Below are 11,384 nucleotides of genomic sequence, written 5' to 3' on the forward strand. Positions count from 1 at the left end.
GCGCCGATGGTACTGCAGGGGGGACCCTGTGGGAGAGTAGGACGCCGCCGAACTCCTTTTACGGAGAAGCCCCGTGCCCTTGTGGCACGGGGCTTTTCTGCGTTCACAGCGTCTAGGCTCGAACCATGCGCTACGAACTGGTCATCTTCGACAACGACGGTGTGCTCGTGGACAGCGAGCCGATCTCCAACACCATCCTGTCCGAGTACCTCACGGAGCTCGGTCACCCGACCTCGTACCAGGAATGCCTTCGCGACTACATGGGGTCTGCCGTGCACCGGGTGCACGACCTCGTCGAGGAGAGGACCGGGGAGAAGCTGCCCGCGGACTTCGACGAGACCCTTCACTCGCGGATCTACGCTGCGTTCCAGCAGGAGCTGGAGCCGGTGGTAGGCGTCGATGACGTGCTGGGAAAGCTTGTCGCCGACGGGGTTGCCTACTGTGTCGCGTCCTCCGGCAACCACGAGCGGATCAGGGTCGGGCATCGTAAGACCGGACTCGACCAGTGGTTCGAGGACGAGTGGATCTTCAGCGTGGAGGATGTCGGGCACGGGAAGCCGGCGCCCGATCTTTTTCTGTATGCCGCCGAACGGATGGGTGTTCCCCCCGAGCGGTGCGTCGTCATCGAGGACAGTCCACTCGGAGTGGAGGCGGCTCGGGCCGCGGGGATGGATGTGTACGGGTTTACGTCGATGATGCCGGCGGACCGGCTCGTCGGGGTGGCCGGGTACTTCTCCGACATGGGTCAACTGCGGGAATTGCTCGCCTGATCCATCTACCCATGGGTAGAAACTGGCCTTACGCTCGCGGCCATGACAGATGCTCGTTTGCGCCACGGCAGGGCCTCCCTCGCGTTGAGCTTCTTCGTACAGGGAGTCACCTTTGCTCTGCTCGTGACACGGATCCCCGCCATCCAGGACCGGTACGGGATATCCGACGGGCTGTTGCCGGTGTTCCTGGCCGCGGTGCCGATCCTGGCCGGCGTCGGCAGCGTGGTCACCGAGAAGGTGGTCGCGCGGGTTCGGCCCGGGATCGTACTGAGGTGGGCGCAGCCCGTTGTGCTGCTCGCTCTGCTCGGTGTCGGGGCCGGGAGCACGTTGTGGGAGGCGGCGCTGGCGCTCGGGGTGTTCGGGCTTGCCGTCGGGTCGCTCGACGCCTCCATGAACATGATGGGGGTCAGTCTCCAGCGGGCGTACGGGCGTTCCATCATGCTCGGGTTCCATGCCGCGTACAGCCTGGGCGGGATCGCCGGGGCGTCCATGGCGTGGGCCGGGGCGCACTGGGACCTTTCGCTGTTGGTCTCCTATCTGCCGGCGGTGGTCGTTCTGCTGCCCGCCGCGTTCATCGGGAGCCGGTGGTACGCCGAGGGCGTGTCGGCGGAGGCGGGCACGGCGGAGACGCGGGGGAAGGGGGCCACGTCGGTCTCCTTCAAGTTGTTGATGCCGCTCTGTCTGGTGATGAGCTTCGCGTACATCGGGGACTCGACGGTCTCCAACTGGAGCGCCAAGTATCTGCAGGATGTGCTGGGGAGCTCGGAGCAGCTGTCGACGGTTCCGTACAACGTCTACATGGTGACCACGCTGCTGGGGCGGGCCGTGGGGGACTTCGGGGTGCGGCGGTTCGGGGCTGTGGCCGTGGTGCGGTCCGGGAGTGTGCTGGCAGCTGTCGGGTTCGCCGTGGTGGCGGTGGCCGGTGGGGCGTGGGTAGGGATGCTCGGGTTCACCCTGCTGGGTCTTGGGCTGTGTGTGATCGTGCCGCAGACGTTCGCTGCCGCCGGGCGGATGTTCCCCGGGGCGAGTGATACGGCCATCGCGCGGCTGAACGTCTTCAACTATGTGGGATTCCTGGTGGGATCGCCGTTGGTGGGGGCGCTCGGGGACGCCTGGAGCTACCGGGGCGCGATGCTCGTGCCGATGGTTCTGGTGCTCGCGACGCTCGTGTACGCCAAGTCGTTCGGCGCGGAGCCTGCCCGATACGGTGGCGGGCATGAGCGGCCGCGCACAGCTGATGTGGGATGACGCAGTAACGGGTTACGACTTCGGGGAAAGTCATCCGATGGACCCCGTCAGACTTGCTCTGACCATGGGGCTGGTGCGGGCCTTCGGGCTCGACGGTGCGGTGGATGTGGTGGCCGCCAGGCCCGCCGGGGACTCCACGTTGCGGCTGGTGCACCGTGAGGACTACGTGGCCGCCGTGCGGGCCGCCTCCGCCGATCCCCGGCACGCCGATCAGAAGTACGGGCTCGGGACGGTGGACGATCCCGCGTTCGCGGGGATGCACGAGGCGTCGGCGCTGATCGCGGGGCAGTCGGTGGCCGCGGCGGAGGCGGTGTGGCGTGGGGAGACCGCGCATGCCGTGAACTTCACGGGCGGGCTGCATCACGCCATGCCGGGTGGTGCGGCGGGGTTCTGCATCTACAACGATCCGGCGCTCGCCATCGCGCGGATGCTGGAGCTGGGTGCCGAGCGGGTCGCGTACATCGATGTGGATGTGCACCACGGTGACGGGGTGCAGGCGGCGTTCTGGGAGGATCCGCGGGTTCTGACCGTGTCGCTGCACGAGCACCCGCGGACCCTCTTCCCGCAGACCGGCTGGCCGGAGGAGACCGGTTCCGGGGCGGGCCGGGGCAGTGCGGTGAATGTGGCGCTGCCGGCCGGTACGGGGGACGCGGGGTGGCTGCGGGCGTTCCACGCGGTGGTGCCGGAGCTGATGGCGGACTTCCGGCCGCAGGTGCTGGTGAGTCAGCACGGGGCCGATACGCATTTCGAGGATCCCCTCGCCCATTTCGCGGTGTCGCTCGACGCGCAGCGGGCGGTGATGGCGGCCTGTCACGATCTCGCCCATGAGTACGTGGAGGGCGGGCGCTGGGTGGCGCTCGGCGGGGGCGGCTATGCGGTGGTCGATGTGGTGCCGCGGTCCTGGACGCATCTGGTGGGGATCGCCGCGCACGCGCCGGTGGATCCCGAGTCGGTGATTCCGCCCTCGTGGCGTGACGAGGTCTTTGCCCGGACCCGGCAGCTGGGGCCGGCCCGGATGACCGACGGACGTACTCCCGCCTGGAAGTCGTGGGAGCAGGGGTACGACCCCGCGGACCGGCTGGACCAGGCGGTGTTGGCGACCAGGCGGGCGGCCTTCCCGTTGCGGGGGTTGCTGACCTGAACCGGGCGGGGACGGTCGCGGTGCGGCCGTTTTGTGTGCTGGTGAGGAACGGTTACGCCAACTGTGGGGCCTGACCGGGCTTCTGGCCCCCCGTCCGGGTGATTGGGGGAGCATCGGTGGGGTGTTGAGCACCGGAGCGCTGCGTGCGCATCTGCTGGCGGCCCGGCTGGCCGGGCCCGTGGCCACATCGAGGGAGGCGAGCCTGCGGAGCTATCGGCTCTTCGCGGCCCGCGACCCGAGAGTGACGCTCGGCCTCTCCCCCGAACGAGGCTGGGAGGAGCAGGACCTCATCCGCCTCATGGCCGACAAGTGCGGGGTTTCCGGCGATCCTGCTCATGTGTCCGGCCCTGATGTGATCGACCCGGAGCGCACCCTGGCAGGTCTGGAGGCTTTCGCCGAGCGGTTGTCGCATGCCGCGGTCCGTCGGGCGCCGGTGCTGTTCGGGACCGGTCATCCGCATCGGCTGCTCGGTTTCTACGCAGAGTTGGCAGACGCCTTGTCGGCGGCCGGGTGCCCGGTACTCACTCCCGCGCAGGGGCGATGTATCGACATAACGACCCGGTTCGGCGTACGCATGTACCGCCTCGGCTACGTACGAGGTGTCGCGATGGTGCGCGAACCCGGCGTGCGGGGTAGCGGTGGTGACACCGGCGCACATACGCATTCACCGTTGCCGGTCCGGGTCGCTCTGGAGGCGGTGGCGGAGGGGGCGGGAGGCTGCCGGAACTGGTCGTGGGGGACCACGGATGGGTCTGCGGGGCTGGTCAGCTGGGCATCGAGGCGATCGGGCTGGCGGATACGGACGATCCCGCGCTGTTCGTCGGGGAGGCCGAGGGGCGGGTGGCGGTCGCCGTTCCGCTCGACGACGCCGTGCGGTCCGCCTACTACCGGCCGCTCACGCGCTATGTACTCAATCGGGCGTGTCTGTCACAGTAGGCGGCCGATCGCCTCTCCTCTTCCCCACTCGCATCACCCGCCCCTAACCTGGGGAGTGAGCGCACAACGACGAAGAGTCACCGGAGGGGAAGCCGGTGGGCGTCTCGTGCGGAAGGTACAGGTGGGTCATGGCTGCTGGCAGCGAGAGGCCTCTCAACGAGGTCAAGTTTCTGACCGTGGCGGAAGTCGCCTCGGTCATGAGGGTGTCGAAGATGACCGTGTACCGCTTGGTGCACAGCGGTCATCTGCCGGCGATCCGGGTGGGCAGGTCCTTCCGGGTTCCGGAGCAAGCGGTTCACGAGTATCTCCGCGAGTCCTTTGTGGGGGTGGAGTCCGCCTGAGGTTCACCTCGGATTACGCCCCTCACGCGGTGGCGGGTAGGCTAGGCCGACGTAGGTCGTGTGGGCCCAGACGCCCCGCACCAGTGAAGAAGAAGTGAGCGAGGGTAGTCGTGGGCTCTGTTATCAAGAAGCGGCGCAAGCGGATGGCCAAGAAGAAGCACCGCAAGCTGCTCAAGCGCACGCGCGTTCAGCGTCGCAACAAGAAGTAAGCGAACGCGGTTCGTGAATCCGCAGCCCTCCCGCCGATACGGCAGGAGGGCTGCGGTGCGTTGTGCCGTGGCGTCCGCGCGCTGTGCGGTACCCGCATTCGGGCCAAAGACTTGGCAGAAGGCCGCCGTGCGGTCATCACAGGGCAACATCCACCCGCTACGGTGACGGCCAGGGGAAACCTTTCGACGGGAGGCGCTGATCTTGGGGAAGGTCGTGCTGGTCACCGGAGCCGCCCGGCAGCTGGGCGGCCGCTTCGTGCGGCGCGTCCAGCGTGATCCGGAGGTGGACCGGGTGGTCGCCGTCGACGCGGTCACGCCCGGACACCCGTTGGGCGACGCCGACTTCGTCCGTGCGGACATCCGCCAGCCCGCGATCGCCAGAGTCCTCGCCGAGCACTCCGTGGACACGGTCGTCCACCTGGACGTCTCCGCCAAGTCGGTCGGTACGGGCGGTCGGACGATGGTCAAGGAGACCAACGTCATCGGCACCATGCAGCTGCTCGGGGCCTGTCAGAAGGCGCCGAGCGTGCGGCGGCTGGTGGTCAAGTCCAGTACGAACGTCTACGGCTCCGCGCCCCGCGACCCGGCGGTCTTCACCGAGACCACCCCGCCCAAGTCCCTGCCGAGCGGGGGCTTCGCCAAGGACGTGGTGGAGGTCGAGGGGTACGTACGCGGCTTCGCGCGCCGTCGGCCGGACGTGGCCGTGTGCGTGCTCAGGTTCGCGAACATCCTGGGGCCGGAGGCGGATTCGCCGCTGGCGGACTATCTGTCGCTGCCTGTGCTGCCGACGGTGTTCGGATACGACCCGAGGCTCCAGTTCGTGCACGAGGACGATGTTGTCGACGTACTGGGAATCGCCTCGCGCGAGCCGAGGCGCGGGACGCTGAACAGCGGCACCTTCAATATCGCCGGGGACGGCGTGCTGCTGCTCTCGCAGTGCTCGCGGCGGCTGGGGCGGCCGACGATGCCGTTGCTGCTGCCCGCCGTCACCTGGGTCGGCCAGGCGCTGCGCAGGGTCGGCATGACGGACTTCTCGCCGGAGCAGATCCGACTGCTCACCCACGGCCGGGTGGTCTCCACCGTCCAGATGCGCGAGACCTTGGGCTTCCACCCGCGGTTCAGTACCGCGGGGACGTTCGCAGAGTTCGCCCGCAGCCAGGGGCCCGGACTGCTGCCGCCGGAGGCGATGGGCAGGGCGGTGGACAGGCTGGCCGCCATGCCGTTCGCCGGGGCGGCCGGCGATGTTGCGGGGTTCACCGGGGCGGGCGGCACACGCCCGACCCCCAGCGCCAGGTAGAGGAGCGCACCGACGATGGCGGATGCCAAGGTCATTCCGTTCGACGACGACCGTTCGCGATCGGGCGGCTCACCGCGCTCCGCGCGACGCCGGACCGCGGGGAGCGGCAGCCGGGGCCAGGGGCCCGTGGCGGCCTCCGTGGTCGGGACAGCGGCGGTCAGCGCCCTTCCGGGGCAGCAGGCCGCCTCGTTGCCGCCGGAGGAGCCCCAGCAGACAGGTCCGCACTCGGAGGGGGCCGGGCGTGGTCACTGGGACCGGCGGATCGCCGGCGGGCTCGCGTTCCTGCGGCGGAGGGTCACCGGTGAGTACGAGGTCGATGAGTTCGGGTACGACAAGGAGCTGACCGATCAGGTCTTGATGTCGACGCTGCGGCCGCTGTACGAGAAGTACTTCCGGGTCGAGGTGAAGGGCATCGAGAACATCCCGTCCGACGGCGGGGCGCTCATCGTGTCCAACCACTCGGGGACGCTGCCGCTCGATGGGCTGATGCTCCAGGTCGCCGTGCACGACAACCATCCGGCGGGCCGTCATCTGCGGCTGCTCGCCGCCGACCTCGTCTTCGTGCTGCCGGTGGTCAACGAGCTGGCCCGCAAGGCCGGGCACACGCTGGCCTGCGCGGAGGACGCGGAGCGGCTGTTGCGGCGGGGCGAGGTCGTCGGGGTGATGCCGGAGGGTTTCAAGGGCATCGGCAAGCCGTTCGGCGAGCGGTACAAGTTGCAGCGCTTCGGGCGGGGCGGCTTCGTGTCCACGGCGCTGCGGGCCGGGGTGCCGATCGTTCCGTGCTCGATCGTGGGGGCGGAGGAGATCTACCCGATGATCGGCAACTCGAAGACGCTGGCGCGGTTGCTGGGGTTTCCCTACTTCCCGATCACGCCGACGTTTCCCTGGCTGGGGCCGCTCGGGGCGGTGCCGCTGCCGACGAAGTGGACGATCCAGTTCGGGGAGCCGATCTCCACGAGTGGGTATCCGGTGGAGGCGGCGGAGGATCCGATGCTGATGTTCAATCTGACGGATCAGGTGCGGGAGCAGATTCAGCACACGCTGTACAAGTTGTTGGTGCAGCGGCGGTCGGTGTTCTTCTGACCGAGTGCTGCCCGATGGGTGTCTTGTCGCCGATCGGCGGACGGACTCCGGGGAGCCCGTCCGCCGATGGAAGGTGCGCGAGGTCCTGGCCGACCTGATCCGGTCTGGCCACAGCACTAGTCGCGGTGATCCTCGCTGTTGATGCCCAGGCCCGGGAGCAGGCCGGGGAGGAGCGGGGGCAGGGTGACGTCCGGGGCGGGCGGGGGGCTGACCCGGGTGTCGGCGGACGGGGCGGTGCCCTGGGGCGGGGGGCCGAAGAGGCCGTCCGTGCCGCCGGCGATCAGTCCGTCGGACGGGGCGCTGCCGGAGCTGGACGGTCGGGGCGAGGTGCTGTCGCCCGTGTGGTCCTGCGAGGCTTGTGGGGACGCGGGCGTGGAGTGGTGGGTATCCGACGGTCCCGTGTTCCGCTCCGTGGCGCCCGAGCGGTGGGAACTGCTTCCCTCGCCCGGGGTGGGGGGCAACAGCGACTGCAGCGGCTCGACCTCTTCGTCTATGGCGTCGAAGACCGAACTCACCTGGTCGCCGACATCGGTCAGCTGTACGGGCAGCCGGTTGCGCAGGCTGCTCCAGCTGTCCCGGTGCGAGCGGGAGAAGGATTCCAGGGTCCGGATCGGGCCGATGGCGCCGTCCCGCTGGTAGGCGGCGTGGAGCAGGCGGTGGCCCTCGGTGGCGTCGTGCGTCATGCCGTTGAGCGCGCGCCTGACTTCGCCGAGCTGTTCGTGGTCCAGGTCGCCGGAGCGGGCGCGCTCCATCAGACGGCGGGCTTCGCCGAGGCGGGTCGAGGCCTGGTCGAGATAGACCTCGCCGCGGTCGGCGTCGCCGTTGGCCATGCCGAGATGGATGTCCTCCATGCCGCGCTTGAGCCCGTACAGCGAATCACCCGGCAGGGCGTCGGAACTGGCAGCGGCCACTCCGCCGAAGGCTCCCGCCGCCACACCGACGGTGAGTCCGCCGGCCGCGAGCCCCTTCGCCCAGCGTGAGCGCGGACGCAATTTCCGGAGCGGGGAGGCCCGATGGGCTCCCTTGGTCCGCTGTTCGGGCACCGTAGGGTCCGTAGCCGCGCCGCCCTCGGCGAACATGGCCTCCATGGCGGCGACGAGCTGGGCTCGCTGCACCACTTTGACTTCGGGATCCATTTCCGGCCGCGGTAGCTCACCGAGGCCGTTCGCCAGGGCCAACAGCGGTCCGTGGTCGGCCGGTTCGGCCGGTTCCTCGGGCTGTACGGCCGCCGCACCGCGGAGCGACTGCTCCTCCAGGGCCTGGGCGAAGGCGTTCGCCCGCCGGTGTGCCGAGACGTTTGCGATCACTGGCGGCACCTCCTCTCGTCATGACGGTCGACTCCCCTGGTGGTCCGGAAGGTTGCACACCTTGAGCGCTTCCACACGAATGAGTGAGTGTCGGCGGACATGGGGTGACGACAGGGGGCCTGCAACCGGCACAACGAGGGGCGCGGCACTTGGGTTACGCACGAAGGATGATCGGACCAGTGTGTGATGGACATGTCGCCGAGAGTGATTCGGCCGGGGGTGGGTCAGCGGGCATCGTCCGGGAGGAGCCGGGCCAGGGTGCGGACGGCGCGGTACTGCAGGGTCTTGATCGCGCCCTCGTTCTTTCCCATGACCCGGGCGGTCTCGGCGACCGAGAGGCCCTGCAGGAAGCGCAGGGTCACGCACTCCTGCTGCTGGGGGTTGAGGCGTCGCACGGCCTGGAGCAGTGCGGCGTTGGAGAGGGACTCCAGGACGGAGTCCTCCGGGCTGCGCTCGACCTCGTTGGCGTCGAGCATCTCGCCCGTGGTCACCTCCAGCCGGAAGCGGCTGGACTTGAAGTGGTCGGCGACCAGGTTGCGGGCGATGGTGACAAGCCAGGCGCCGAAGTCGCGGCCCTGCCAGGTGAAGGTGGAGATGCGGCGCAGGGCGCGGAGGAAGGTCTCGCTGGTGAGGTCCTCCGCCGTGGCCTTGCCGCCCACGCGGTAGTAGATGTAGCGGTAGACGGTGTCGCTGTACTGGTCGTAGAGACGGCCGAAGGCGTCGGCCTCGCCGGCCTGTGCGCGCTCGACGAGATCCATCATGCGCGCGCTGTCGCTGTCGGCGGTGGGCCGGCGAACGGTGGACGTAGTAGTTGCGCCGCGGTTGCTGCGTCTTCCGACCGCCGCACCGCGTTCGGCCATGGCGTAGCAAGGGCCGACAGGTGCAGGGGTGGCACATGCGGGTACGGCGTACGCGGTGGGGACGAAGCCGCGCAAGCGGTCGGCGACCGTTGCGCGCAGCGTAGCCAGGCCCGAGGCGTCAACCCCGACGTGTGGGTACACGGGACTCCCAGAGGCAGAGCTTCCATCACGTGCAGTGCGGAGCCGTCACTCGTCGTAGTGAGTGGTGGGCTCCGGAATGCGTCTGAGGAGAATAACGCTTCGTACAGGCAGTGCTACACCCAGTTGCTCAAATCACCGATTCCGTCGCTTCTGTAGCGACTAATCGACGCATCAAGTAGCACATCGTGACCGTTTATTGATCGGATTACTTCGCGATCTGCCTGCGTGCGCGACGGATTGTGGTCGGATGCGGGCAGCCCGACTGGCGGGAGCGGTCGCCGGGCAGGGGGTTCCGATCGGCGGCCGTCGTCCGGGCGTGGCTCGTGCTGTGGCCGGTAAGGTTCACCGGCTCGCGGCAAACCCTTCCGGCCACAGCACTGGGCGGCCCCCGGGGGTGAACGAACGGGTGTGCGTCGGCGTCAGCGGCGGCGACGGTGCAGGGCGACGGCGGCCGCGGTGCCGCCCGCGATGGCGCCGACACCGGCCGCGGCCGGGATGCCGACCCTGGCCGCCTTGCGGCCCGTCCGGTAGTCCCGCAGCCGCCAGTCGAGCGCGCGGGCGTGCTTGCGGAGCTTGGCGTCCGGGTTGATCGCGTAGGGGTGTCCGACCAGGGACAGCATCGGGATGTCGTTGTGCGAGTCGCTGTAGGCCGCGCAGCGGTCGAGGTCCAGGCCCTCGGCCGCCGCGAGGGCGCGGACCGCCTCGGCCTTCGCGGGCCCGTGCAGCGGCTCGCCGACCAGGCGGCCGGTGTAGACGCCGTCGACGGATTCGGCGACCGTGCCGAGCGCGCCGGTCAGGCCGAGACGGCGGGCGATGATCGTGGCGGTCTCCACCGGGGCGGCGGTGACCAGCCAGACCCGCTGTCCGGCGTCGAGGTGGGCCTGTGCGAGGGCGCGGGTGCCGGGCCAGATGCGGTCGGCCATGTACTCGTCGTAGATCTCCTCGCCGATGGACATCAGCTCGGAGACGCGATGGCCCTTGACGATGGACAGGGCGCTGTCGCGGGCGTCCTGCATGTGTTCCGGATCCTCGACTCCGGCCAGCCTGAACCAGGCCTGCTGCCAGGCGAACCGGGTCAGCTCGCGGCGCTGGAAGAACTTCCGCTTGTACAGACCGCGGCCGAAGTGGAAGATCGCCGCGCCCTGCATGACGGTGTTGTCCAGGTCGAAGAAGGCGGCGGCCCGGTCGTCGCCGACGACGGGGAAGGCGGGTTCCTCGGCCTCCGTGCGGACAGAGGTGTCCTGGTCGGCGACGGAGGATCGGTCGTCGGGGAGTTCGGTGGGGAGGGAGGTCTTCCGCGCTGCCTCAGCTGCGGCCTCGCCTGCCAGCACGCTCCGTGCTGTCGCGGGGCGCCTACGGGGTGTGAGCCATCCAAGTGCGGCCATGTCGTGAGCATAGCCAGTCGGTCCGTCCGTTCCCGACCTGCTGGGATGCCGTGCCGTGAACTCTTGGCTGCCGTTTTGTCGAACGGGCGTTTCGGGGCGTACCGGATCAAGGGGGGAATCGGCCCTCTTCCGGCTCGGGGGCCGGTCCGCCTCGGCGCAGAATGAAGGCATGAGTGCACTGTTGCGACGTAGGACGAAGAAGCCCGCGGACCGGGTGGTGACCCTGGTGGGGAAGCCCGGATGCCACCTCTGTGACGACGCGAGGGCGGTGGTGCGGGAGATCTGCGAGGAGACCGGTGCGTCCTGGGAGGAGAAGGACATCACCCAGGACGAGAAGCTGCACCGGGAGTACTGGGAGCAGATCCCGGTCGTCCTGATCGATAACGAACAGCACACGTTCTGGCGGGTGGACCCGGCGAGGCTGCGCAGCGCCCTGCTTTCCTGAGTGAACCCGGTTACCATCGTGGGCGTTTTGAGTGGTCTCGGGGGAGTGGTTGTGAGGAGTGTGTACCGCTTTGCCCCCTTCGGGCCTGCAACGGGTTGATGCGATCCTTGGTTCCGGGATCGCACGACGAATGTGCGTGACCCCGGTCACTTTGACCGGACAAAACGGACACTATCTTTGTGCACGTGTTCACAAAGACATAGCCTGCATTCGACGGGGCG

At 69.0% G+C, this 11,384-nt stretch carries 11 protein-coding genes and 1 pseudogene; 9 read left to right on the top strand and 3 right to left on the bottom strand.

The genetic code is table 11. From position 1 onward, the window contains the following. Positions 1 to 125: 125 nt before the first annotated feature. From ACF1B9_RS13350 to ACF1B9_RS13385, 8 genes and pseudogenes are all read left to right on the top strand, one after another. A complete protein-coding gene (locus ACF1B9_RS13350) occupies positions 126 to 770 on the top strand; it encodes an HAD family hydrolase (RefSeq protein ID WP_391742652.1) in 645 nt (214 codons plus the stop codon). A gap of 42 nt (positions 771 to 812) precedes the next feature. Next, positions 813 to 2,018, top strand: coding sequence for an MFS transporter (locus ACF1B9_RS13355; RefSeq protein WP_391742650.1), 1,206 nt, complete (start codon positions 813 to 815; stop codon positions 2,016 to 2,018). Next, positions 1,987 to 3,159, top strand: coding sequence for an acetoin utilization protein AcuC (locus ACF1B9_RS13360; RefSeq protein ID WP_391742649.1), 1,173 nt, complete (start codon positions 1,987 to 1,989; stop codon positions 3,157 to 3,159). The genes ACF1B9_RS13355 and ACF1B9_RS13360 overlap by 32 nt, the downstream gene beginning before the upstream one ends. A gap of 121 nt (positions 3,160 to 3,280) precedes the next feature. Beyond that, positions 3,281 to 4,095: pseudogene (locus ACF1B9_RS13365) on the top strand (phosphatase). 128 nt (positions 4,096 to 4,223) lie between these two features. After that, a complete protein-coding gene (locus ACF1B9_RS13370; protein WP_014046653.1) occupies positions 4,224 to 4,436 on the top strand; it encodes a helix-turn-helix domain-containing protein in 213 nt (70 codons plus the stop codon). A 110-nt stretch (positions 4,437 to 4,546) separates the two neighbouring features. Beyond that, positions 4,547 to 4,645 (top strand): 30S ribosomal protein bS22, encoded by a 99-nt coding sequence (locus ACF1B9_RS13375; RefSeq protein ID WP_003948845.1) that lies wholly within the window; start codon positions 4,547 to 4,549, stop codon positions 4,643 to 4,645. A gap of 202 nt (positions 4,646 to 4,847) precedes the next feature. Beyond that, entirely contained in the window at positions 4,848 to 5,942 is a 1,095-nt protein-coding gene (locus tag ACF1B9_RS13380) for an NAD-dependent epimerase/dehydratase family protein (RefSeq protein WP_391742647.1), read from the top strand. Between the two features lie 15 nt (positions 5,943 to 5,957). Continuing rightward, on the top strand, positions 5,958 to 7,025 hold the full coding sequence (locus ACF1B9_RS13385; protein WP_391742646.1) for a lysophospholipid acyltransferase family protein: 1,068 nt from the start codon (positions 5,958 to 5,960) through the stop codon (positions 7,023 to 7,025). A gap of 116 nt (positions 7,026 to 7,141) precedes the next feature. Here the strand turns inward: ACF1B9_RS13385 and ACF1B9_RS13390 are convergent, their stop codons facing one another. From ACF1B9_RS13390 to ACF1B9_RS13400, 3 genes are all read right to left on the bottom strand, one after another. Beyond that, entirely contained in the window at positions 7,142 to 8,332 is a 1,191-nt protein-coding gene (locus ACF1B9_RS13390; RefSeq protein WP_391742644.1) for a DUF5667 domain-containing protein, read from the bottom strand. Between the two features lie 224 nt (positions 8,333 to 8,556). Further along, entirely contained in the window at positions 8,557 to 9,333 is a 777-nt protein-coding gene (locus ACF1B9_RS13395; RefSeq protein ID WP_376272909.1) for an ECF subfamily RNA polymerase sigma factor, BldN family, read from the bottom strand. A gap of 419 nt (positions 9,334 to 9,752) precedes the next feature. Beyond that, positions 9,753 to 10,718: an HAD family hydrolase gene (locus ACF1B9_RS13400; protein WP_391742643.1), complete on the bottom strand. Its 966-nt coding sequence runs from the start codon at positions 10,716 to 10,718 to the stop codon at positions 9,753 to 9,755. 169 nt (positions 10,719 to 10,887) lie between these two features. Here ACF1B9_RS13400 and ACF1B9_RS13405 point away from each other — a divergent pair, with 169 nt between their 5' ends. Continuing rightward, on the top strand, positions 10,888 to 11,163 hold the full coding sequence (locus ACF1B9_RS13405; protein ID WP_351083479.1) for a glutaredoxin family protein: 276 nt from the start codon (positions 10,888 to 10,890) through the stop codon (positions 11,161 to 11,163). Positions 11,164 to 11,384 lie beyond the last annotated feature (221 nt).

Origin of the sequence: Streptomyces sp. NPDC014727, from assembly GCF_043083485.1 — a bacterium.
In the GTDB taxonomy this organism is placed as follows: Bacteria; Actinomycetota; Actinomycetes; order Streptomycetales; family Streptomycetaceae; genus Streptomyces.